This window comes from Streptomyces sp. NPDC001920 (assembly GCF_053594495.1).
Genome location: NZ_JBSFEP010000004.1, coordinates 1 through 23,342 on the forward strand (window position 1 = coordinate 1; position 23,342 = coordinate 23,342).

Consider the following 23,342-nt stretch of genomic DNA (forward strand, 5'->3'; position numbering starts at 1 on the left):
GGGGGCCGACCATCGGCCGCCACCACGTTGGGCCGCGCGGTAACCGGCCCCGGCGGACCCGCCGCCCCGGGTGCCACCCCCCCCGCCGCCCGGGGGGGGGGGGGGCGCCGCGGCGCAGGACCCGGGGGTCAGCTCCCGAGGGCCCGTTCGACCTCCTCGCGCAGGAGGGCGACGTAGTCACGGGTCCAGCCCTCGATCGTCGCGCGGTCCCACAGGTCGGCCGAGTACTCCACGAAGCCCTTCAGTTCGTCGCCGGCCGGGACGAGCCCGAAAGTGAGCTCCGTGCGGGCCGCGGCGGGGGCGAGGTCCTCGACAGCCGTGGTCAGCCCGGGCAGTTCGACCTCCGCGTCCAGGGAGCTCTGGTAGGCGAAGCCGACGTCCAGTCGGTCCGGCACCTCGACGCCCTTGTGCTGCAGGAACGCGGGGGCGATCCGGCGCACGGGCATCGCGTGGTCCATGCACTCCACGGCCGTACGGGCGACCCGGTCCGTCAGCGCCTTGAAGGAACCGTCCGCGCCGTCCCGCACGGGCAGCGCGAAGCCACCGACGGTGCAGGCCAGCAGGGACTCGAACGCACGTCGCTCACGGTTGGCGTAGGAGACGTTGAAGACCACGTCGCACTGGCCGGACTTCTGCGCGAGCATCCGGCCCAGCGCCGCCGCCGTGACCACGAAGGGCGTCGTGCCCCGCTGCCGGGCCAGTCGTTCGACGTCCGCCCGCGTCTCGGCCGGCACCGTGAACATCACCGCTCCGCCCCGGCCGCTCGCGCTCTTCGGGCGGGGCCGGTCCAGGGGAAGATCGACGGTGAAGGGCACGCCGTCGAGTTCGCGCAGCCAGAACCGCAGCTTGCGGCTCTCTGCGGCCTCGTCGGCCTGCTCCAGCTGCCATCGCGCGTACGCCTCGGGCTGGCACCGCACGGGCGGCAGGGAGTGCGGTCGGCCTGTCAGGGCGGAGCCGTAGAGCGCGGCCAGTTCCTTCAGCAGCAGGCTGACGGACCAGCCGTCGCAGGCGGAGTGGTGCAGGACGAGGAGCAGTGCCCAGGTGCGTTCGCCGGTGCGCACCAGGCTCACCGCCATCGGCGTCCGCTCGGTGGGGTCGAGCGGTGTCTCGGCGGCCTCGGCGCTGAGGCGTTCCAGCGCGGCCTGCCGCTCCGGCGCGGGCCGTGCGGTGAGGTCCTGGACCGGCAGCTCGATGGGGCCGGGCCGCAGGACCTGCTGCTCCCAGCCGTCGTCCCCGCTGCGGGCCAGGCGGGTCCGCAGTCCCTCGTGCCGTTCGACCAGGCGGGTCAGTGCGGTGCGCAGGGACGTCACGTCCAGGTCCCCGGTGAGGGTGACGCGCAGGGCGACGTTGAAGACCTGCGGGAGGCGATGGTCGGCGTGCACGGCGGCGAAGCGGGCCTGCTGCAGGGTCGCGGGGGCCCGGCGCTCCACGGTGCCGGGCCGGTCGTCGGCCGCGGACGGCATGCTCGCCGCCATGCCGCCCGTCTCCCGGGCCAGTTGGGCGGTCATGGCGCCGAGCGTCGGCTCCTCGTAGAAGCTCAGCATCGGGTACTCGGCGCCGAACTCCTCCCGGACCCGGTTGACCAGGCGCATCGCGGTGATCGAGTGGCCGCCGAGGTCGAAGAACGACGCATCGGCCGCGATGCCGTCGGCGTCGAGGTCGAACTCGTCCGCCCACAGCTGCCGGACGCGCGTTTCGACGTCCGTGCGGTGACCGGTCACCGGCTGTGCGCCGGTGCCGTTCGGCCCGCGGCCCGGGGCCGTGGTGACGAGGTCGGGCGCGGGCAGCGCGGATCGGTCCAGCTTGCCGTTGCCGCTCACGGGCAGGCCGGGCAGGACCCGCCAGGCCCGCGGCACGAGGTACTCCGGGAGCACGGCCGCGAGTTCCTCGGCCAGCAGGTCGGCGAGCGCCTGCCGGTCGTCGGCCGCGGGGCCGACCGGGTCGGCGGGCACGGCGTAGGCCGCGAGGTACGCCTCTCCTCGGGCGTTGCGGCGCGCCAGCACGGCCGCCTCGCGCACGCCGTCCAGAGCGTTGAGGACGCGGGAGACCTCCTCCGGCTCGACCCGGAAGCCCCGGATCTTCACCTGGTCGTCGCTACGCCCGCAGAACTCCAGCGTCCCGTCCTCGCGCAGGCGCACCAGATCACCCGTGCGGTACCTGTTGGCGTCGGGCCCGCCCTCCGGGTCCGGCAGGAAGCGCTCGGCGGTGAGTTCCGGGCGGTGCAGATAGCCGACGGCCACGCCCGGGCCGCCGACGTGCAGCTCGCCCATGGCACCGACGGGCACCGGGTCGCCGGAGGCGTCGAGGACGTCCAGCCGTACGTTGTCGACCGGGCGTCCGATCGCGATGGGACGGGCGGGGTCCTCTTCGTGCGGGGACACGGTGTGCGTGGTGCACAGCACGGTGACCTCGGTGGGTCCGTACACGTTCACGGTCTCGTACGGTGCCTCGGGCCGTGGCCGGGTGCGCAACACGTCACCGCCCAGCAGCAGATGACGCAGCGGTGGCTGGTCGGCGGCGGGCAGCCGCAGCAGTTCCTCGCCCAGGGCCGTGGGGAGGATGGAGAAGGTCACACCCTGCTCGGCGTACCACCGGGCCAGCGCGAGCGGATCCCTGCGCGGTTCCTCTCCGGCGATCGTCACCGACGCACCCGCGGTCAGCGCGGGCCAGATCTCCAGGAGCGAGGCGTCGAAGCTCTGGCTGCACACGGCGGCGCTGCGGTCGGCCGGGGTGAACGCGAAGCGCCGGTGCTGCCACTCGCACAGGTCGACGACGCCGCGGTGCGCCACCACGACGCCCTTGGGCGTGCCGGTGCTGCCGGAGGTGTACAGGACGCAGCACGGGCTCTGGGGGTCGGTGACGCGGGACGCGTCGGGTGCGGTATGCGGTGCGGTCGCGTCGGGCCGTACGACGGTCACTGTCGGGGGCAGGCTGAGGGCGTCCGCCGCGTCGGGCATCGTCACCACGATCCGGGCGCCGCACTCGGCGACGACCTGCTCGGCGCGGGCCCGGCCGAGGGAGGGGTCGAGCGGGACGTAGGCGCGGCCCGCCTTGAGCACGGCGAGCATGGCGACGACGAGGTCGGTGGAGCGCGGCAGCCACAGGGCCACCACCCCGCCGTCGGCGTCGCCGGTCACCTGCGTCTGGTTCAGGACAGCGGCCAACCCCTCGGCACGGGCGTCCAGTTCGCCGTACGTCAGTCGGTCCTGGCCGCTGATCACGGCCGTGCCGTCCGGGTGCGCCGCCGACTGCCGGGCGACGAGTTCGTGGACGGTGGTCGCCGTGAGCGGACGGGCGGGCCCGCGCCGCCACGACCGCGGTACGGGCTCGCCCTCGGCCGCGGTGGCGCCGGCGTCCGGGGCGAGCCGGGACAGCGGCGTCCCGGGGGCTTCGACCGCTGCCGCTAGCAGGTCCCGGAACGTGGCGAAGAACCGGTCGACGGTGTGCGGGTCGAACAGGTCGGTGTTGTACTCCAGATGGCAGCGGATGCCGTGCGGCTGGTCGGTGAAGTACACGGTGAGGTCCGTCAGGGACTTGTCCGGCCCGGCGTCCAGCGGGGTGGCCTCGATGCCGGGCAGGTCGAAGCGGAACGGTTCGGCGCGCTGGAACTCGGCGAACGTCTGGAACACCGGTGTCCGGTCGACCGCTCTGGGCGGGGCGAGGTCACGCACCACTGTCTCGAAGGGCACCCGGGCGTGGTCGTAGGCGTCGAGGGCGACGGTGCGCACCCGGTCCAGGAGCGTGTGGAACGTGGGGTCGCCGGACAGGTCGACGCGCAGGGCGAGGGTGTTCACGAAGAACCCGAGCAGGTGCTCGGCCCGCTCGGGGCGGTCCGAGATGGGGGTGCCGACGACGAGGTCGGTCTGCCCGGTGACCCGGTGCAGCATCGCCGCGTACCCGGTGAGCAGGGTCATGAACAGCGTGCTGCGCCGGGAACGGCTCAACTCCCTGAGGCGGCTGGAGAGTTCAGCGTCCAGGGTGTGGAAGACCGCGCGGCCGCCGGACGTCATCGTCGCGGGGCGCGGCCGGTCGGTGGGCAGGTCCAGGACGGGCAGGTCCCCGGCGAGGGCGCGGCGCCAGTAGGACAGGTCCTCCTCGGCCTCGGGGCTGTTCGCGGACGCCGCCTGTTCCCGGGCGTGATCGGCGTAGCTCCAGGTGAGAGCCGGGAGCGCGGGGGTGGTGCCGTCGAGTTCGGCCCGGTAGAGGGCGGACAGGTCACGGGCGAGGACGGTGGCGGAGGCCGCGTCGACCACGATGTGGTGCAGTGACAGCACGAGGACGTGCTCCGCCTCGGCGAGCCTGACCAGCCGGGTGACGAACAGGGGGCCGTCGGCCAGGTCGAAGCGGCGTGCGCTCTCGGCCGACAGGACGTCGCGGAGGGTGTCGTCGGGGCCGGCGGTGCCGTCCACGACCTCGAAGGCGGGCTCGGCGGGTGCCCGTACCACCTGCCGGGGCTCGCCTCCGATCTCCTGGAAGACGGTCCGCAGGCCCTCGTGCCGGGCGACGAGGGCGCGCAGCGCCGCGTGCAGCGCGGGGACGTCGAGCGGGCCGGCGAGGCGGATCGCCTTGACCTCGTTGTAGGCGGTACGTCCCGGCAGGAGGCGCTCCAGGAACCAGATGCGTTCCTGCCCCGGCGACAGGGGCGCGTGGGTGGGCTCGGGTTCGGCGGGTGGCGGGGCCGGGGCTGCGGGCGGGAGGGCGGCGGAAGCGGGCGGCGGCGTCGCAAAACCGCCGGCGTGGGACCGGCCGTAGCGGCGGCGCAGGGCGTCCAGGCGCGGCAGGCCCGCACGCAGCTCGTCCGGTGCGACGCCGAAGTCGACCAGCGCCACGATCTCGTCGGCGCCCGCCGCGCTGACCGCGTCCACGACCGGGCGGACCCCGTCCACCGTGCCGATCAGGGCGCGCTGGTCGCAGTAGCGGCCGTAGGCGCGGCGGAACACGGTGTCCAGGTCGTCCTCGCTGAGCGCGGCCAGGTCGACGCTGTGCCCGAGGCTGTTGGTGACGCCGCTGAACAGGGACAGGGAGGCACGCATGTACCGGGACAGCGGTTCGTACGCTTCGGCGCGCGCGGTGTCGTGGTCGTCGGCGAGGTAGGTGTGCAGCAGGACGGCCACCCGTCCGGCGTCCGGGTCCAGGCCGTGCCGGGCCCTGGTCGTGCGGTAGCGGGCGATGTTCTCCCGCAGCTGTTCGACGGTCTGGGTCATCAGGTTGGTGACGATGCCCAGGTCGTGCCGGGCGGCCAGTTCGTACGAGGCGGGGTTGCCGACGACGGCCGTGTACAGGGGCGGGCTGTCCTGCACCGGCCGCGGGAAGAGCCGTACCTCGGTCTCACCGTCGCCGCCGGCCCGGCGCACGGCGTCGCCGCGCCAGAGCGTGCGTACCTCCTCCAGCTGTTCGTACATCAGCTCCTTGTGCCGTCCGAACCGGTCGGGGAAGAAGACGAAGTCCTTGGAACTCCAGCCGCTGGCGATGCCGATGCCGACCCGCCCGCCGGAGAGGTTGTCGACCATCGACCACTCCTCGGCGACCCGGATCGGGTCGTGGAGCGGCAGGACGACGGAGCCGGCGTTCAGGCGGATCCGCTCGGTCTCCCGGGACAGCGCGGCCGCCAGCACCGCCGGGTTGGGGAAGAGGCCGCCGAAGGAGTGGAAGTGCCGCTCGGGCATCCAGAGCGCGTGGAAACCGTGCCGGTCGGCGAACCGGGCGACGTCCATGAGGAGTTCGTACTGGCCGGCCCGGGGCGCGGAGGCGTCCTGGGGGTAGTCGCCGAAGAAGTAGACGCTGAAGTCGGTGGTACGTGGCGCGGGTTCGGGTGCGGGAGCCGTACGCGAGCCGGTGACCGCCGCGGTGTTCCAGGCCATGGCCGCCACCGGGGCGGCCGCGGGGGGCTGCGGGCCGGGAGCCGTCCGCCGCGGTCGCGGCGGCGTGACGGGGGCCGGTTTGCCGGGCGCGGCCTTCGGCGCCACGGGACGCCCGCCGGGGAAGAATCCCGCCGACCGCAGCTCCTGCAGCGAGTCCCGTACGGCGTCCGCCACGAACTCGATGTCACCGTCGGAGTGGGCCGTGGACAGGAAGAAGTTGCGCCATTCCCACACGTGTACGCCACGCAGCATCAGGTGGTGGTAGAGCAGCTCCATGTCGGCGCGGTGCTCGAAGCGGAACTGGGAGCCGAAGTGGCTCATCCGCAGCGGGTAGTCCTCGGCCTCGAAGAAGCCGTTGAGGTGCGCGGCCAGTTCGGCGGTGCGCGCGTTGAGCCGTTCCTGCAGGCGCGGGCTGTGTTCCTTGAGGTGGGTGAGGACGGCGCGGGCGGCGACCATCGACACCGGGTGCTGGATGTACGTACCGCCGAAGAAGGTGGTGTCGGCGGGCGGGTAGCTGTCGTCGCCGTAGGACCAGTGGCCGCCGTCGACGCCGTCCATGATGTCGGCGCGGCCGGCGATGGCGCCGATGGGGAAGCCTCCGCCGAGGAGCTTGCCGTAGGTGGCGAGGTCGGGTGTGACGCCGTACAGCTCCTGCGCGCCGCGCGGGGCGGGGCGGAATCCGGTCAGCATCTCGTCGAAGAGCAGCACGATGCCGTGCCGGCGGGTCAGCTCGCGCAACCTGCGGACGAATGCGACGGGTTGGAGCGCGGGGTGCCTGCTCTGCACCGGTTCCACCACGACGGCGGCGATGTCGCCGGCGTGGTGCGCGATCGTCTCCAGGGCGGCGTCGCTGCCGTATTCGAGGACCAGCAGATCGGCGACGGCGGACTGCGGGATGCCCCGGGACACGGGCACGGTGGGCTGGTCGGCGCCGCTGCCGGAGGCGCGGCCGAGGACGTTGTCGGCGTGGCCGTGGTAGGCGCCCCGGAAGGTGACGACGCGGTCGCGGCCCGTGGCGGCCCGGGCGAGGCGGATGGCCGCCGAGTTCGCCTCGGTTCCGGAGTTGGCGAACGCCACCCGCTCCAGGCCGGTCAGTTCGGCGAGGAGTTCCGCCGCCTCGCCGGTCTCGACGTTGCGCGGGCCGAGCTGGATGCCACGGGAGAGGTGCTCGCGGACGGCCTCGGTGACGAAGTCCGGCTCGTGTCCGAAGAGGAGGACACCGAAGCCCATGGTGATGTCGACGTACTCGTTGCCGTCGACGTCCTGGATCCGTGCACCGCTCGCTCTTCGGCCCGCGATCGGGTACAGCATCTCCTTCGTGCCGCTGCGGAAGCCGACCACGGCACGGCTGTCGGCCAGTACCCGGCGGTAGCGCTGGGCGATCCGCTTGGACGTCGGGGTTCTGGCGGTGTAGCGGCGCACCAGGTCGTCCAGGTGCTCCTGCTGGGAGCGCGGCGAGGCGTCCCGCACCATGCCGGAGGTCCGTGCGACCGACACCCGGGGGCCGTGGACGCGCGGCGGCTCCTGGGCAGGAGCGGCGGCAGCGCCCATCTGCTCGGCGATGCGCCGCGAGAGCTCCTCCATGGCCGCCAGATCCTGGTCGAGTGCGGCGGACTTGCCGCCCAGTGTCGTCACTTGGCCACCGTGCCGTTCAGTCGCTCCGTGACGGAGGCGGTCTGCAGGGCGAGCAGTTGGGAGAGCTGGGACATCATCTGCAGCTGTATCCGGGACATCTGCTGGATCTTGTCGGCCAGGTCCTCCAGCTCCTGCCGGGTCGCGTACTCGGGGCCCGGTGCGGGATCGGGCGCGGGCGGGGCGGGAGCGGGCGGGACGGCAGCGGGCCGGGGCTCGGCCGGGGGCCGAGGTTCGGCCGGGGGCTGCGGTGCATGGGGCCTCGCGGCGGGAGCGGGCGGCTCGGACCGCTCTCGCGGGGCCTGTTCCGGCGCCGCTGCGGCGTCCGGCATCCGGGCGGCGATGAACTCCGCGAGCCTCAGCGGCGTGCCCGTCTCCTCGAACAGCTCCCGCATCGTCACCTTGACCTCGTGCTGCTGCTCCAGCTCGCGCAACACACTGATCATCTGCAGCGAGTCGGCGCCGAGGTCGAAGAAGGACGCGTCGCCGTCGATCACGGACGGATCCTCGCCGAGGTGCCGGGCGGTCGCCTCGACGATGCTGTGCAGTACCCGTGCGACCACTGCCTCTTGCTGAACCACTTCGGCTCCCTTTCTCACTGATGTTCCCGTGCTGCGGACCGTCGGCTGCGGCCCGGTCCAGTGGTCCTTGTGCTGGAACCGGTAGCCCGGCAGCGGAATGCGCCTGCCTGCGCAGCCGGCCAGGAGCACCTGCCAGCCGACGTCCGCTCCGGCGCAGTGCAGCCCCGCGGCCGCCCCCCATAAGGTGCCGAGCCCGGTGCCGCGCCGCAGGGACGGCAGGACCCGTACGTCGGGCAGTGCCCGGCGGGCCGGCGCGCTGAGGGTGGTGTGCGGCCCGATTTCGAGCAGTACGTCGGGCCGCTGTGCGCCGATGCCGCGCAACGCCGCGTCGAAGCGGACGGGCTCCCGGGTGTGCCGTACGAGGTGCTCGGCGTCCGGAGTCCACCCGGGCGGGCGGGTCGCCCCGTCCAGCGCGCTGACGAACGGCACCCGCACGGGCCGGAAGTCGACGTCGTCGAGGGCTTTGCGGAACTCCTCCAGCATCGGTTCCATCAGGGCGGTGTGGAAGGCGCGGGCCACCGGCAGCCGCCGCCCCGGTGTGCCGCGCTCGTCCAGCAGGGCGCTCGCCCGCTCCACGGCCGGTTCGGGACCCGCGAGCACATGGGCGCGGTCCCCGTTGGTCACGGCGAGTTCCAGGCCGGGCACCTCGGCGGCCAGGGCGAGGGCGGCCTCCCGGTCGAGCGGTGCCGCGACCATCGCGCCGGGCGCGCAGCGCTGCCGCATCAGCGTGCCGCGCACGGTGGTGAGACGCAGCCCGTCGTCGAGGGACAGGGCTCCGGCGGCGTGCAGCGCGGCGTACTCGCCGACACTGTGCGCGGTGACGGCGTACGGCTCGACTCCGAGGTCGTGCCACAGGCGGACGAGGGCGCACTGCAGGGCGAACAGCGCGGGCTGCGCGATGTCCGTGTCCGCGAGCCGTCCTTCCCCCGGCGCCCCCTCCCCCGCCGTGTCCCGGGAGTCGGGGGCGTCGCCCGCGAGCAGCACGGCGAGCAGTGAGTCGCCGGTGAGTTCGCGGTGGTGCTCCTCGCAGGCGTCGAGCACCTCGCGCACGGCGGGGAAACGCGCGTAGAGGTCGTCGGCCGCGCCCGGGTGGAGGCTGCCCTGCCCGGTGAACTGGAACGCCACGCGCGCGTGCCCCTCGCCGGGCGCGGTCCCGGTGGTCACCGCAGCGTCGGCGGTTCCCGCGAGCCAGGCGTCGAGTGCGTCGGCGAGGGCGGCGGGGGTGGAGCCGCGCACGGCGAGCCGGTGGCGGCCGTGGGCGCGGCCGAGGGCGGCGGTGGTGACCAGGTCCGCCAGGTCCTGGGCGGGTCGTCGGTGCCGCACGTGGTCACGGAACGCACGCGCGTTGGCGGCGAGGGCGGCCTCGCTGCTGCCGGAGACCAGCAGCACGTCGGGAGGGGGAACGGCGTCGGCCCGGGGCGTCGGCTCGGGGGCCTGCTCCAGGATCAGATGGACGTTGGTGCCTCCGACGCCCAGGGAGGTGAGGCCGGCACGGCGTGGTACGTCGCTGTCGGGCCAGGGCCGGGCGGTACGGGGGATGTAGAAGGGGCTGCGGTCGAGGTCGAGGGCGGGGTTGGGCTCGCTGAAGTTCGCCATCGGCGGGATGACGCCGTGCCGCAGGACCAGCAGGGCCTTGACCAGCCCGGCGAGCCCGGAGGCCACGTCGAGGTGGCCGATGTTGGCCTTGGTCGAGCCGAGGGCGCAGTAGCCGGTGCGGTCGGTGTCCTCGCGGTAGGCGCCGGCCGCGCCGTCGAACTCGATCGGGTCGCCCTTGAGGGTGCCGGTGCCGTGGGTCTCCAGGTAGCCGATGGTGTCCGCGCCGACGCCAGCGCGGCGCAGCGCCTGGCGGATGGCGGCTCGCTGGCCTTCGGCGCTCGGGGCGGTGAACGCCTTCTTGCCGGCGCCGTCGTTGCTGATGCCCCAGCCGCGAACGACCCCGTGGACGGTGTCGCCGTCGGCCACGGCCCGGGTCAGCCGCTTCAGTACGACGGCCAGGACGCCGGTGCCTCCGACGGTGCCGTCGGCCCCGGCGTCGAAGGCCCGCAGCCGACCGGATCTGGAGAGGATGGAGCCCTTGACGTAGCGGTAGCCGAGGACCTGCGGCACATGGACGGCGGTGGCGCCGACCAGGGCGATGTCGCAGTCGCCCATGAGCAGCGACTGCGCGGCCGCCTGCACGCCGACCAGGGAACTGGAGCAGCCCGTCTGGATGTTGACGGCGGGCCCGGTCAGGCCCAGCCGGTAGGCGACCCGGGTGGCCGTGAAGTCGGCGTAGTTGCCGACGGTCATCTGCATACCCGTCGTCCAGTCGGTCGCCGGTTCACTCGGCAGGACGTTGTTGAGGAGGTAGTTCTGCAGGGTGTACAGGTGGTACCCGGTGCTGGCGAAGACGCCGATGCGGCTGCCGTCCCGTTCGTCGGGATGACCGGCGTTCTCCAGGGCGTGCTGGGCGCACTCCAGGAGCATGCGGTGCTGGGGGTCGGTGAGCCGTGCCTCGCGGGAACTCATCGCGAAGTGCTGCGCGTCGAACCCGGCGATGTCGTCGAGCAGGCCGGAGGCGCCGACGAAGTCCGGGGCCCGGTACTCCTCCTCGGGGACGCCCGCGGCGGCCAGTTCCTCCTCGGTGAACCGGGTGATGCAGTCGGTGCCCGCCCGGACGAGCCGCCACAGCTCCTCGGGCGTGTCGGCCCCCGGCAGCCGGAAGGCCATGCCGATGACGGCCATTCGCGGGTCGGGATCGCTCGTGCCCGTCGGGGCGGCATCGCTCGTGCCCATCGGGTCGGGATCGTTCGTACCCATCAGCCGCTTGCCTCCGTCACGGTCGGTCGGTCCCGGTGGGCCGTGTCCTTGTCGCCGCGGGCCGGTCTCCCGCCCCGGCCGGCGAGCCACAGGAGCAGGCCCACGCACAGGGCGATCGCGAGGCCGTGGAAGGCGGCGACCACCTGCAGCGGTGAGTACGTCTCCAGGAGCGCTCCGCTGACCAGCATGCCGAGACCGAAGCCGGTGTTCTCGGCCGAGGCGGACAGTCCGAAGAGGCGGCCGCGCTGCTCGTCGGGGGCGGTCTGGAGCCGGGACACGTAGACGATCTCGGTGAATCCGTCGGCGGCTCCGGCGACGAGCGCGGCGATGACGGCCGGCACGGTCGGCAGCCCGCTGAAGACCACGATGAACCCGGCGGACATCACGCAGGCGCCGAGCGCGAAGGCCCTCTCCCCGGGTGTCCGGCCGGTCTTCTTGGTGACGCGGCCGATCACCTGCTGGGCGACGATGTTGCCGATGGCCCAGGTGGCCCAGAACTGGCTGATGAAGGTGGCCGGGTGGTCGGGGTCCAGGCTGCTGGAGTAAAGAGGCAGGGCGACGTTGTGGGACGAGGAGCCCAGTCCGTCCACCGCCCGGACGGCGATCATCGCCATCAGCAGGGGAGCCGTGCCCAGCAGCGCCCGTGCCGTCCAGCGGGCGGCCGGGGAGGTCCCGGCGCCGCCGTCGCCGGCGGTGTCCTCGGCCGCCCGGGTACGCACGGGCAGCAGGAACAGCACGGTCGCCGAGACGAGGAAGGTCGCGGCGTCCAGCGCGAACGCCGCCGTGTAGCCGAACTTCGCCACCACGACACCCGACGAGGCGAACCCGGCGATCATGGCGAGTGAACGTCCGGTCACCAGCAGGCCGTTGGCCCGGACCCGGTGCTCGGCGCCGACGATCTCCGGGACGCTGCTGCGCAGGGCCACCTGCGAGAGGGTCGAGCAGCCGCCCGTGACCACGGCCAGGGCGTACAGCAGCCCTGGCCGCATGCCGTCGGGGGCGAGCAGCAGCGCCAGCAGGGCCGTCGCCTGGCACAGGTCGGCGCCGACCATGAGGCGCTTGCGGTCGAAGACCGAGACGAGCCGGCCGCTCACCCAGCCCGACACGACGCTCGTCCCCAGACGCACGGCCATGAAGAGGCCGGCCGCCAGCGCGCTGCCGGTGGCGTCGTAGACGAAGACGTTCAGCGCCACCATGTTCAGGTAGCTGCCGTAGGCCGAGATGCCGTTGCCCAGGACGAGCAGACGGAAGTACCTCATGCACCTTCCTCTGGTCTGCATGAAAGGTCCGAGTGGTGTGAGGCCGGATGCCTGGCCGCCCGCACGTGGGCAGGACGCGCCGCAGGTTTGCGGCCGGCACCGGTGCCGTGGGTGCGCGTCACCCGGTCAGCGGCCCCGGCCGCCCTCTGGACGTCGTTGCGCACCGCTGTCGCACGGCGTGTTGCTGCCCCCATGGCCGGCCCAGCACAAAAACCATTCCCCCTACAGGCCACCGGACGGCGGCCACCGGTCCGCAACCCAAGCAGAATCGAACATGCACGTTCAAGGAAATGACGTGGTCCAGACGAATTCCGGCCCAGATTTGGCGACTTCGAAACTCTCTGGAAAGGGCGCACCGCCGTCGTCGGACGACCTGCGGACGATCTCTCGTCCCGGGACCGGCGGTGAAACCCTTGCGCTGTCCGTCGGTCCCTGTGACAGGCTCACCCCCGACCGCCCCTGACCGGTCGATCCGTCGGCCGTCGGCAGCCGGGCCGATCTCGGTCGAGGGTGTTCCGGACAGCGAGAGGCGGCTGCATGCGCACAGGACTCCTCGGTACCGGCCCGTGGGCCCGGATGGCCTACGCCCCGGCTCTGAGCCGCCACGACGAACTGGAGTTCACAGGGGTATGGGGCCGCCGTCCTGCCGCCGCGAAGGAGCTGGCCGACGGCCACGGCGTGCGCGCCTACGACGACGTCGCCGAGCTGCTCGCCGACGTGGACGCCGTGGCCGTCGCCCTGCCGCCCGCCGTTCAGGCGGACCTGGCGGTGAAGGCCGCCCGGGCCGGCTGCCATCTGCTGCTGGACAAGCCGCTGGCGACGACGGTCGAGGAGGGGCGGGCGGTCGTCGAGGCCGTCGACGAGGCGGGCGTGGCCTCGGTCGTCTTCTTCACGGTCCGCTTCCAGCCGGAGACGGACGCGTGGATCCGCGAACAGGCCGCCCGAAGGGGCTGGTTCACGGGGCGGGCGGATTGGCTGGGCTCGGTGTTCAGTGCCGACGGCAGCCCGTTCGCCGCTTCGCCGTGGCGGCGGGAGAAGGGCGCGCTGTGGGATGTCGGCCCCCACGCGCTGTCCGTCCTGCTGCCGGTTCTCGGGGACGTGCGGCGCGTGGCGGCGGCCGCGCAGGGGCCGGGCGACACCGTGCATCTGGTCCTTGAGCACGCCGGTGGGGCGTCCAGCACGCTTGCGCTGAGCCTCACGGCACCGCCCGCGGCGGAGGGGGCCACCGTGGAGTTGCGTGGCGCGGCCGGGGTCGAGCTCCTTCCGCAGAGCACCGAGAGCGCGGTGTCCGCCCTCCTCCGAGCGGGAGACGCGTTGCTGGACGCCTCCCGTACCGGGCGCGCGCATGCGTGCGATGCGCGGTTCGGGCTCCGGGTGACCGAGGTACTGGCCGCGGCGGAGGGGCGGTTGAAGGACGGTGCGTGAGGTGTGCCCACCGTCGGCGCGAGCACGCGTCGACGCCGTCCCGGTCGGCGGGGCTCAGTCCTCGAAGGGCTGCTCGCTCCACCGGAACCATGCCCTGTCCCCCTCGATGTGCAGGAGGAACTCCGCGACGGGGCCCTTCGGCGAGGACAGCGACACCCGTCTTCGGATCTCGTCGTACGCCGCTTCCCACGCCTCCCAGACCTCGTCGTAGTCCCGCTCCAGCAGGGCGAGTTCACGGGCGAACAGATCGCGGACCCCGGCGTAGCCGGGGCCGGGGGTGAAACGTCCCCACAGCCAGGGGAAGTCGGCCTCGTCGATGACGATCTCCCCCACCGGGCCGTCACCACTGCCCACACGCCAGACCTCGCCGTCGAACCCCATACCGCCTCCTGTCCGCTGCCCATCGGGCCATCGGGCCACCAAGCCACCAAGCCACCAAGCCACCAAGCCACCAAGCCATCGACAGCATGCCACCCGGCACTGACAGGCGGCCCGGACCCGCACCGGGACCGGACCGCCGTCATGTGCCGCTGCTAGCTTCAGCGCCCGCTACGCCTGGCGGGCGGTGCGAAGTTGATGCGTTCACGGATGACGGGGAAGCCCGCCTTTGCGAAGTGGGCGGCCATCGGGAAGTTGCCCTGGTCCGTCGCTCCGCCGATGAACTGCGCGCCCTGCCCGACGAGGAAGTGCGTGCACTCCGCCAGGAGGTCGTAGGCGTAGCCGTGGCCGCGCTGTTCCGGCACGACTCCGATGAAGCCGATCGTCGGGCCGGAGGGGTTGTGGGCCGGGATGTGGACGCCCACGAGGTCGCCGTCCGGAGTGTGCGCGAGCTGCCACCACTCCCGCGGGGACGGGCACCAGTGGAAGAAGTCGAGTTCCTCCTGGGCGGCCTTGTCGAGGCCGCCCTCTTCGATGGCCCGCAGCGCGTGTGCGTCGAGCGTGACGGAGTGGATGCGGCGCAGCGCGTCGAAGAAGACCGCGTCGTCCGGCTCGGCCCTGAAACGCAGGCGTCCGGGGCGCTCGGGCAGGCCGTGGTCCGGGGTCCAGCGGTACAGGAAACGTTCCACCAGAAGTTCATGGCCGGCCGCACGTGCGGCGCCGAAACGGGCCTCGGCGGCGGCCTTCAGGCCGGGCTCGTCCCGCCAGCCGCCTGGCAGGTTGATCTCCAGTTCGACCTGCCAGGGGGCGGTGCGCAGAAGTTCGGCGCCGGCCTCCTCCTCGCCCTCGGCCACGTCGAACCAGTTGATGTTGACGGGTTCCGAGTCGTCGGGGCCGCCCCACCAGGCGCCGCGGGCGACGATCACGCCGTCACGCAGGGCGACTCGCTTCCATTCGGGCCGGAACCGGGTCCGCCGGTGGCTTTCACGGGCGCCCAGGGGGTCGGGGTGTTCGTCGAAAAGATGAGCGTCGCTCGCACTGAGCGCGCGGATGACCGGATCGGTCACGGATTCCTCCGGGATGCAGGCTGCTTGGAGCGCTCCCGGTCAGATCGTCTTGACCACGCCGGGGACACGGAGACGGGAGCGCTGGACATCGGTGAACCGCACGGCACTCGCCTCCTTCCGTTGTCTCGGGGCGTGCGGTCACACCGTAGGTGATCTACGACCCGTCCGTCCACGGATTTTCGCGGGGCCGAACCACTCGACCCGGCTCAGCCGCCCCGCCGCCCCGCCGCGCCGCGCCCCGCCGCGCCGACGGCCGACGCCCTCATCGGACCGGCCCCACGCACCACTGCGCCGGGGATGCACGCCGCTGCGGAGGACGGCGGGGCCTGCGGCTTCGCCTTCGACTGCCGGCGGGCTTCGTCTCGTGCGTCCAGGACACGGTGCCGACTGGTTCCGGTCGACGCTCACGCCGTTCGGCGGCGGAACCGGGGTGTCCGGAAAGGGGGCTCCGGCCACGTCCGGGCGGTTTCGGTCCGCGGCACGGAGGTACCCCGCTGTGGCCAAGGGGCCGACAGGTGCGCAGCGGGCTCCCGGCGCCCTCCGGATGCAGGGTCCGCTCGGGCGTTGAATGGTGTTAACAGACCCGATGACCGCACCGGGCCCGAAGAAGTCACCGGATCCGAGGAGCACAGATGATGCCGACGTCCCAGCCCGAAGCGTCCGGAGCGTCCGGGCCGTCCGAGGACCGCGCCACCCCGGACGAGCTGCTCCACGCCCGCACCGGCACCGAAGTATCCCCCGAGGACATCGTCCTTGCCTCAGGCAAGGACCTCACCCCGAGCACCCTGGAATGGGCCAAGCGCAAGCTGGCGGCGGAGGGCCCCTCCGCACTCGACAAGCTGCTGCCCTAGTCGTACGCGTTCCGGCCAGATCCGCACCGGCCGCTCCGGGGTGCGGGCCGGCACCCCGGACGCGCCGGACGAAAGCCCCCGTACTGGGCGTACTCGGGGTTTCGGCCGGTGCGGCGAGGGGGCGTGCCAGGCGCAGCGGGTGCCGTACGGGACTTTCGGAACGCCCCTACGGCCTGCCCGCCGGCCCTTCGGCCGGCCCGATGTGGCCGCCCTCCTCCGCCAGGCACAGCACCGGCACGAGCTGTACGACGTTGTTGGCGAAGCCCCCGCGGTTCCAGGGCTGCTCCAGTGGCTGGGTGCGGCCCTCGGCATCGGACGCCCGGGCACTCAGTACGTACTCGCCCTCCGTCGCCGTCCAGCCGTGCCGCCAGTGCCGCCACGCCCACCGGTGCCCGGCGTCCGCTTCCAGCTGGGCATCCTCCCAGGTCCGCCCCGCGTCCACGCTGACCTCGACCCGTGTGACCGGCGCATACCCGGACCAGGCGCGCCCCTCCAGTGGCACCGTCCCGGGCCGCACCACACGGGCCCGCGACATGAAGTCGGGAAAGCCCGGCGGGACGAGCAGGGCACGCGGCGCGATGCGCGTGACCGGCTCACCCACGTCCTCGGGGCGGTCGCGCAACCGATACGCCACGGTTTGCTGGAAGCCCGTGAACGGCACGTCGGTGACGGTGATCTCGCGCAGCCACTTCACCTGGGCCATGCCGTACCAGCCGGGCACGACCAGCCGCAGGGGGTGGCCGTGCTGCGGGGGCAGGGGGGCGCCGTTCATGGCGTACGCCACCAGCACCTCGGGACGGCTGCCCGAGGCCACGTCCATGGGCAGGGCGCGCTGGTAGTCCTGCTCGACGCCCCGCTCCACACCGTGGTCGGCTCCGGTGAAGACCACGTCGACCGCGTCGGTCTCGGCGCCGGCCTCCGCCAGCAGCAGTCGCAGCGGTACCCCCGTCCAGTCGGCGGTGGCGACCGCCTCGACGAGCCAGGGCTGGCTCACCGGCCGAGGGGTCAGCAAGGCTCGTCCGTTGCCCGCGCACTCCAGTGTGACCCTGGTGGTGACCTGCGGAAATGCCCGTAGTCCGGCCAGATCGAGGCGCAGCGGGCGGCGGACGCGGCCGCCGACGGTCAGATGCCAGGGGGTGCCGTCGGGGACGTACGGGATGTCGTAGTGGGTGAGGACGTAGTGCAGGCCCGGCGGGGTGACGTCGTGCCGCAGTGCTTCGAGGGGCAGCCCGTGGTTGCGGGTCGCGAGCGCGAGTTCGTCCCGGCCGATTCCCTCGTCGGGGGCGGCCAGCCGGGCCGGTGCGCTGGTCTCGGCGAGCCGACGCCGCGCAGCCGCGTTTCGTCCCATACCCGCATTATCGACCCGGTTGCGCCGGGAGCGCCGGTCCGTGCCACCGGTCGGGCGCCGCCCCACCGGAGCGGGCGCGCCCCCTCCACCGCCTGCCACTCCACTCGCGGGACGGTTGCCCGCTGCCCTCTCCGGAAGGGCTCGTCCGGTTCCCGTCGGACAGCCGGTGACGGGGGCGGCGGCCGACCAGCTGGTCGCCCCTGGTCAGGGCTCCTCGTCGCCCTCCGGCAGCCGCGTGTCGTCGACGACGTGCATCGCGGCCTCCTCCGCGCCGGCCGCTCCGCCGTCGATGCCCCGGTCGAACGCGACCTCCTCCTTCGTGGTGTCGCGGTGTGCGCCCTCGTCCGGGGCGACCAGGCGGCCCGCGCGCTCCTCGCCCGCCTCGGGGTCGACGGGTTCACCCTCGCCGCCCGGCAGGTCCCCGACGTCGTCGCCGATGGGCTCGGTGACGTCGGGGAGCTCCTGGGACAGGCGTTGGTCGAGGGTCTCGCCGTCGTGCTGCTCGGCGGCCGTGGTGCCGTGCCGGGTGACCCCGAGCGGCTTCTCCGGCGGGGAGTACCCCTCGTCGAGGGTGTCGTCGTAGGTCCGCTCGTCCAGGGCGTCCTGCAGATCCAGCGGCGCCGCGTCCTCCTGCTCCTCGTTGCTTCCGGTGGGCTGGTACGCGTCGTCCGCCATCGGCTCGGCGGGCGTGTGTTCGGTGCCCATGGCTGCCTCCCTCACTCGAGCGCGCCGGCTGGTCGGGCGCTGTGCATGTCCTGGACGCGTTTCCCGTTGCCGCCCGTCCAACCCCGTGGGATCCAGGCGCCCTTGAAGGCTCAATGAGTGGGGCTATCATCACTCGCACACACGGCGTGACCGTACGGCGACGCAACGGCGTACCGTGTCCGCCACCCCGTTGTGCCGCCCCTGCCCCGAGGTCACCCCTCTGCGGTTCGTGGCGTTGTTCCACCCCACCCCCCACACGGCATCGGAGCCGGTCCGCCCGCGCGCCGTGCAGACGGAAAGCAGCGCATCCATGAGCAACAACAGGGGCAGAGGGCTGCAGGCCAATGCCCTCGGTACGTCGGACACGGTGGTGATGGCCGTCGCGGGCAGCGCCCCGGCGTACTCGATCGCCGCGACCACCGCGGTCCTCGTCGGCACGGTGGGCCTCGCCAGTCCGGCCGCGCTGCTCTACTGCGCGATACCGATGCTGGGCATCGCGCTGGCGTTCAGCTACCTCAGCAGGATCGACGTCAACGCCGGCGCCAGCTACTCGTGGGTGGGACGTACGCTGCACCCCTTCCTGGGGTTCATCAGCGGCTGGGCGCTGGTGATCTCGGCGACCATCTTCATGGTGGCCGGTTCCCTGCCGGCCGGCTCGATGACGCTGGCCCTCTTCGACGAGGAACTCGCCGCCAGCACCGCGCTGTCCACGCTGGTCGGGGCCGGGTGGTTCCTGCTGATGCTGATGGTGGTGCTGGGCGGGGCCCGTCTCACCGTTCGCGCCCAACTCCTGCTGTCCGGCGTGGAGCTCGCCATACTGGCCCTGTTCGCCGTGCTCGCCCTCCTCCACTCGGACGGTGCCCGGGCGTTCGACTGGTCCTGGCTCGGCTTCGGCCACTTCGACGGGGTGACGGGCTTCGCCTCGGGAGCACTGATCGCCGCGTTCTACTACTGGGGTTGGGACGTCACCAGCAACCTCAGTGAGGAGACCCGCAACAGCCGGCGTACGACAGGACTCGCCGGCCTCATCGGGGTGGGCATCGTGTTCCTGCTGTTCGAGGTGTTCACGATCGCGGTGAACGTCATCCTCTCCTCGAAGCAGATCCAGGACAACGACGCCAACGTGCTGGCGGTGCTGGGCGAGGAGATCTGGCCCGGCTGGGGCGGCAGGCTGCTGATCGTGGCGGTGATGCTGTCCACCATCGCCACCCTGGAGACCACGCTCATCCAGGTCACGCGGTCGCTGTTCGCGATGGGGCGGGACCGTACGATGCCGGCCGCGCTGGGCCGGGTGCACCACCGGTGGAACACGCCGTGGGTGGCGATCGCGGTGGTCGGCGTGGTGGCGCTGACGATGCTCGTGGCTTCCAACGCCCTGGGCACGGTGGGCGACATCCTCTCCGACGCCATCTCGGCGATCGGACTGCAGATCGCGGTCTACTACGGGCTGACGGGCCTCGCCGTGGTCGTCGCCTACCGCAGGATGCTGCTGAAGTCGGTCGGGAACTTCGTCCTGGGCGGTGTGTGGCCGCTGTCGGGGGCGCTGTTCATGTTCTGGGTCTTCTTCGAGTCGCTGGGCGAGCTGAGCGGTTCCGCGATCGCGATCGGCATCGGCGGGCTGGCGGCGGGGCTGGTGCCGATGCTCTGGTACTGGCGGCAGGGCAGCGACTACTACCGCCCGGCCGAGCTGGACGCCGCGCGGGCCATCGAGGCGGACTACGTGCCGGCCGGTGCCGGCCGCTCCGACTCCCTTGTCCACGAGGGCCCTCCCACCGACTTCTGAGGGGACCCGCCATGGCGCGAGGAAGCTCCAAACGCGACTTCACCCCCGACTTCGACCCCGACTGCGGGGACACCGCCCTGACCTGTGCCCGCCAGGACATCGTCATCGGCCGCTGGCAGGGGCTGCGGGAGCTGCTGCGGGCCACCGGCCCCGACTGGCTGGTGCGCGGGCACCGGATCCGGCTGCTCGCGCAGGCCTGTGCGGGCAGTTCGACGGTGGAGTCGTGGCTGGCCGCCGAGCCGCGCAGCGCCGACGCGCTGGTGCTGCGGGCGGCGACGGAGACGGCCCGGGCGTTCCATGTGGCCATCGCCGCGGGCCGGGGCGTACCGATCGACCAGCAGCGCATCGACACCGCGGTGCTGTCGTGCCTGCGGGCCGCCGACGCCTGTCCGGAGGATCCGACGCCGTGGATCTCGCTGATCTCCGTCGCGCGGCTGTACCCGGCGGGTGTCCGGCGGCAGGAACTGGGGCGCTGGTGGGACGAGTTGCACCGGCGCGACCCGTACAGCGTGGAGGGGCACCTCCAGGTGTTGCACTACTACTCCGCACGCTGGCACGGCACCCACGGCCTGATGTACGACTTCGCCCGCGACGCGGCCGGCGTGGCGCCACCCGGTTGCCCGCTGCCGGTACTGGTGCAGTACGCCCGGGTCGAGGAGTACCGCTATGCCCTGGACGCGGCCAGGGGCCGGCACGCCTCCATGGGGCTCGGCCAGCACTGGAGCAACGACGGCGCCGTCAGTGACGTACGCCGGACCTGGCAGCGCTGGATCACGGGCCGCGCCGGTGGCGACATCGCCCCCGGCGAGGTGCGCGACCTCAACCACCTCGCGCACGCGGCGTGCCAGGCGGGCATCCACGACATCGCCGAGGCGCTGCTCGGGCTGCTGGGGCGCCGGGCGACACGGGCGCCGTGGGCGTACACCGGCGATCCTGAGAAACAGCTCGTCAGGTGGCGCAAGGAGGTGGGGATGCGCGGGTGACCCGGCATGGGCGCCGACGGCCGACAGACACTCCGCATCCGCGTCCGTGAGCAGCGCCGCCACCCGGTCAAGCAGCGGAAAGCGATCCGGGGCGGCCCGGACGCCGTCGGGTGACGGGGTTCATGGGCAGCAGGCCGGGGGGTGTGCCGCCGGGAGGTCCGTGAAGGACACTCACAGCGCTCCGCGCCTGACCAGCACCCCGAGCACGACCAGCCCCGGAACCAGCGGCAGCCACACCGTCAGCAGCCGGTAGCCGAGCACCGCGGAGGCGACCGCGACGGCCGGGGCGCCGGCGGCGGCGAGGGCCAGGGCGAGCGCGGCGTCGAGGGAACCGAGTCCGCCCGGCGTGGGCAGCAGGGCGGCCGCGGCGCCGGCGACGAGATGGAGCAGCGCCACTTGGGCGGGTGGCAGGGAAAGGCCGACCGCGCGGGTGACGGCGCCGAGCGCGACGCAGTGCAGCATGGCGAAGGCGAGCGAGCCGCCCCACAGCGCCGCCGTCCTGGCCGGCCTGGCGTGGATCGCCCCTAGGTGCGCCCGCAGCAGCCTCAGGGCCCGTCGGCACCGTGCCGCCGCCGGCGCGGCCAGCAGGGCGAGTACGGCGAGGGCGGTGAGGCACACGGCGACCAGGTGGCCGGCGTCGACGGGCGGGACGCTCAGCACGCCGGGGCAGGCCGCGACGAGTACGGCGATCAGGGCACCGCGCACGACCGCGCCGGCGGTGCCCTTGACGGCGATCGCGGCGGCCGCCCCGGCGAACGGTATGCCGCAGCGCATGAGGAAGCGCAGGTTCACCACCCCCGCCCCGAGCCCCACGGGCAGCACGTGGTTGGCGGCGGAGGCGGCGAACTGCGCGGCAAGGAGCCGCCCCGCAGGCAGTCTGGCGAGCACCGCACCCTGCTGGGCGAACGCCGAGCAGGGCCATGTGGCGACGGTCGCGGCGGCGGCCGCCAGCAGCCACCCCTGGTCGGCGACGGCCAGCCGCACCACGCCGGTCTCCAGGACCGGCCAGTGCCGCCGGGCCAGCCAGGCCACGGCCGCAAGGACGGCGAGCGTGAGGGCGATGTGCCAGTGGACCTGTCGGCGCCGGGCCGGGGGGAGGATCTGTTCCGGCGTCATCCCGGTCCGCCCGCGCCGGGTGCCGGCGCGATGCGGACCTCGAGGCCGTCGAGGCGGTGCAGCTCCCAGGCACGGGCGTACCGGGGTGGTGTGCCGCCGGGCTCGGTCAGCGCACCGACCGGGACGCTGCGAGCGGTCCGCAGGATCTCGGCGGTGGTGGTGTTGGCGTTGTGGCCGCGGGTCGCTCCGGAGTCGCAGCCCGTGTAGTAGGCGACGGGGATGGCCTCCTGCCCGGTGAGCAGACAGGGCGAGCGGACGCCGAGGCGGTTCAGTTCGGCGGCGGAGCGGGCCCATGCCTCCCGGTCGGCGGTCGTGCGGTCCACGGTGCGGTGCAGGACGGCGTACTGCACCGCCAGGTGTCCGGCCAGCCCGAGCGCGATCACCGTGGCGGCCATCGGGCGCAGGCGGCCGGCCGGCCCGGTGGCCAGGTGCCACAAGGCGTCCGCGACCGCGAGGGCGAGCAGGGCGTAGGCGGGCAGCAGGAAGCGGGGCGCGGCGTATCCGATCAGGAACAGGTACGGGAAGGCGGCCGTCGCGGCGCAGGCCAGCGGGATCAGGGTGCGGGTGGTTCGCCGGGCCCTGAAGGCGATGGCGAGGCCGTAGGCGGCGAGCAGCGGGAGCACGAACCACCAGGCGTAGACGACCGGGTGGGGCATCTCCCCGTTGCACGGCCGGCACAGGGCGCTGCCGACCAGGCTGCGCAGTTGGTCGTCGACGGCGAGGTTCCAGCCCAGTCCGCCCTGGATGCGGGAGGCCTCGTGCAGTCGCTCCCGCAGGCCGCCGTAGCTGAGGAACGCCTCGATCACCCACGGGACGCCACCGGCCGCCAGGCCCACCACGAGGGCCGCGCCGAGCCGCCAGCGCCGGCCGACCAGCACGACGACGATCAGCGGCAGTGCGACCCAGACGGCGTCCGTGGGCCGCATCCACGCCATCAGCGCGGCACCGGCCAGGACGCCCCACAGGGCGCGCCGGTCGTGGCGGTCGACGAGGGCGCGCAGGAAGCAGCCGACGCTGATCAGTGCGCCGAAGGCGACCCAGAGATTGGGCATGGCCTGCGGGCCGTAGAAGAGGGTCACCCACAGCGTGGCGAACAGGGCGCCCGCGCCGGCCAGGACGCGGGGCGGGAAGAATCCGCGCCAGGCACGCAGGGCCAGGTACAGGCCGAGTGCGGACAGGACGGCGAGGTAGACGCGCAGCAGCGTGGTGGACGACGACCAGGAGGCGACGGGCCACGCCAGCAGCGAGACGCCACGCGAGCGTGGGGCGCTGAAGAAGGCCGCCGGGGCCTCGGTGCCGACCTGGCTGACGTACACCACCTCGTCCCAGCCAAGGCCCAGCGTGGGCCGTACGAGGAGGAGTTGGGCGAGACCGAACGCGCCGGCCACCGCAGCGAGCGGTCCAGCGCCGGGCGCCCGCCTGGACCCGCCGGACACGGTCGCCCGCAAGCGCCCCTCCATGCGCGTCGGCATGGGCTTCGTGCCGTGGGTCATCGTCCACCCCTCTCCCTACGCGACGTAGGGTTTCTCGGTCCGCCGTCGGCGAGTTGTCAGC

At 73.3% G+C, this 23,342-nt stretch carries 13 protein-coding genes; 4 read left to right on the forward strand and 9 right to left on the reverse strand.

The genetic code is table 11. The features are described from left to right. Nucleotides 1-128: 128 nt before the first annotated feature. From ACWCPI_RS07560 to ACWCPI_RS07570, 3 genes are read right to left on the reverse strand one after another with little or no spacing between them, the layout of a single operon-like run. Complete coding sequence (locus ACWCPI_RS07560; RefSeq protein ID WP_451037208.1) at nt 129-7,496, reverse strand: MupA/Atu3671 family FMN-dependent luciferase-like monooxygenase; 7,368 nt, start codon at nt 7,494-7,496, stop codon at nt 129-131. After that, the gene (locus tag ACWCPI_RS07565) at nt 7,493-10,873 is read right to left on the reverse strand and encodes a type I polyketide synthase (RefSeq protein WP_451037209.1); all 3,381 of its coding nucleotides are present in this window, start codon (nt 10,871-10,873) and stop codon (nt 7,493-7,495) included. Before ACWCPI_RS07565 ends, ACWCPI_RS07560 begins: the two co-directional genes overlap by 4 nt. Further along, the gene (locus tag ACWCPI_RS07570) at nt 10,873-12,132 is read right to left on the reverse strand and encodes an MFS transporter (RefSeq protein ID WP_451037210.1); all 1,260 of its coding nucleotides are present in this window, start codon (nt 12,130-12,132) and stop codon (nt 10,873-10,875) included. Before ACWCPI_RS07570 ends, ACWCPI_RS07565 begins: the two co-directional genes overlap by 1 nt. A gap of 537 nt (nt 12,133-12,669) precedes the next feature. Here ACWCPI_RS07570 and ACWCPI_RS07575 point away from each other — a divergent pair. Then, entirely contained in the window at nt 12,670-13,557 is an 888-nt protein-coding gene (locus ACWCPI_RS07575) for a Gfo/Idh/MocA family protein (RefSeq protein WP_451037211.1), read from the forward strand. 54 nt (nt 13,558-13,611) lie between these two features. Here ACWCPI_RS07575 and ACWCPI_RS07580 read toward each other — a convergent pair whose 3' ends face one another. Both ACWCPI_RS07580 and ACWCPI_RS07585 read right to left on the reverse strand, forming a co-directional pair. Then, nucleotides 13,612-13,938, reverse strand: coding sequence for a hypothetical protein (locus ACWCPI_RS07580; protein WP_451037212.1), 327 nt, complete (start codon nt 13,936-13,938; stop codon nt 13,612-13,614). A gap of 158 nt (nt 13,939-14,096) precedes the next feature. Next, nucleotides 14,097-15,002: a GNAT family N-acetyltransferase gene (locus ACWCPI_RS07585; RefSeq protein WP_451037213.1), complete on the reverse strand. Its 906-nt coding sequence runs from the start codon at nt 15,000-15,002 to the stop codon at nt 14,097-14,099. 635 nt (nt 15,003-15,637) lie between these two features. Here ACWCPI_RS07585 and ACWCPI_RS07590 point away from each other — a divergent pair. Then, nucleotides 15,638-15,853 (forward strand): hypothetical protein, encoded by a 216-nt coding sequence (locus tag ACWCPI_RS07590; protein ID WP_451037571.1) that lies wholly within the window; start codon nt 15,638-15,640, stop codon nt 15,851-15,853. A 166-nt stretch (nt 15,854-16,019) separates the two neighbouring features. Here ACWCPI_RS07590 and ACWCPI_RS07595 read toward each other — a convergent pair whose 3' ends face one another. Both ACWCPI_RS07595 and ACWCPI_RS07600 read right to left on the reverse strand, forming a co-directional pair. Continuing rightward, nucleotides 16,020-17,201, reverse strand: coding sequence for a sulfite oxidase (locus tag ACWCPI_RS07595; RefSeq protein ID WP_451037214.1), 1,182 nt, complete (start codon nt 17,199-17,201; stop codon nt 16,020-16,022). 204 nt (nt 17,202-17,405) lie between these two features. Next, nucleotides 17,406-17,906 carry a DUF5709 domain-containing protein gene (locus ACWCPI_RS07600; protein ID WP_451037215.1) on the reverse strand — a complete coding sequence of 167 codons (501 nt, stop codon included), beginning with the start codon at nt 17,904-17,906 and terminating at the stop codon, nt 17,406-17,408. A gap of 310 nt (nt 17,907-18,216) precedes the next feature. On the opposite strand from ACWCPI_RS07600, the gene ACWCPI_RS07605 reads away from it, so the two are divergent. Together ACWCPI_RS07605 and ACWCPI_RS07610 are read left to right on the forward strand one after the other, a co-directional pair. Continuing rightward, nucleotides 18,217-19,689, forward strand: a complete 1,473-nt coding sequence (locus tag ACWCPI_RS07605) for an APC family permease (protein WP_451037216.1) — start codon at nt 18,217-18,219, stop codon at nt 19,687-19,689. An 11-nt stretch (nt 19,690-19,700) separates the two neighbouring features. After that, nucleotides 19,701-20,672, forward strand: a complete 972-nt coding sequence (locus tag ACWCPI_RS07610) for a hypothetical protein (protein ID WP_451037217.1) — start codon at nt 19,701-19,703, stop codon at nt 20,670-20,672. 171 nt (nt 20,673-20,843) lie between these two features. Here the strand turns inward: ACWCPI_RS07610 and ACWCPI_RS07615 are convergent, their stop codons facing one another. Next, nucleotides 20,844-21,788 carry a lysylphosphatidylglycerol synthase domain-containing protein gene (locus ACWCPI_RS07615; RefSeq protein WP_451037218.1) on the reverse strand — a complete coding sequence of 315 codons (945 nt, stop codon included), beginning with the start codon at nt 21,786-21,788 and terminating at the stop codon, nt 20,844-20,846. Further along, the gene (locus ACWCPI_RS07620) at nt 21,785-23,281 is read right to left on the reverse strand and encodes a hypothetical protein (protein WP_451037219.1); all 1,497 of its coding nucleotides are present in this window, start codon (nt 23,279-23,281) and stop codon (nt 21,785-21,787) included. Before ACWCPI_RS07620 ends, ACWCPI_RS07615 begins: the two co-directional genes overlap by 4 nt. Nucleotides 23,282-23,342: the final 61 nt, after the last annotated feature.

Bases quoted from the DNA above. Each gene is read 5' to 3' on its own strand.
- ACWCPI_RS07580 (WP_451037212.1), bottom strand. From the start codon at position 13,938: ATGGGGTTCGACGGCGAGGTCTGGCGTGTGGGCAGTGGTGACGGCCCG.
- ACWCPI_RS07610 (WP_451037217.1), top strand. From the start codon at position 19,701: ATGGCGCGAGGAAGCTCCAAACGCGACTTCACCCCCGACTTCGACCCC.
- ACWCPI_RS07600 (WP_451037215.1), bottom strand. From the start codon at position 17,906: ATGGGCACCGAACACACGCCCGCCGAGCCGATGGCGGACGACGCGTAC.
- ACWCPI_RS07565 (WP_451037209.1), bottom strand. From the start codon at position 10,873: ATGGGTACGAACGATCCCGACCCGATGGGCACGAGCGATGCCGCCCCG.
- ACWCPI_RS07595 (WP_451037214.1), bottom strand. From the start codon at position 17,201: ATGGGACGAAACGCGGCTGCGCGGCGTCGGCTCGCCGAGACCAGCGCA.
- ACWCPI_RS07570 (WP_451037210.1), bottom strand. From the start codon at position 12,132: ATGAGGTACTTCCGTCTGCTCGTCCTGGGCAACGGCATCTCGGCCTAC.
- ACWCPI_RS07575 (WP_451037211.1), top strand. From the start codon at position 12,670: ATGCGCACAGGACTCCTCGGTACCGGCCCGTGGGCCCGGATGGCCTAC.
- ACWCPI_RS07615 (WP_451037218.1), bottom strand. From the start codon at position 21,788: ATGACGCCGGAACAGATCCTCCCCCCGGCCCGGCGCCGACAGGTCCAC.
- ACWCPI_RS07605 (WP_451037216.1), top strand. From the start codon at position 18,217: ATGAGCAACAACAGGGGCAGAGGGCTGCAGGCCAATGCCCTCGGTACG.
- ACWCPI_RS07590 (WP_451037571.1), top strand. From the start codon at position 15,638: ATGCCGACGTCCCAGCCCGAAGCGTCCGGAGCGTCCGGGCCGTCCGAG.
- ACWCPI_RS07620 (WP_451037219.1), bottom strand. From the start codon at position 23,281: ATGACCCACGGCACGAAGCCCATGCCGACGCGCATGGAGGGGCGCTTG.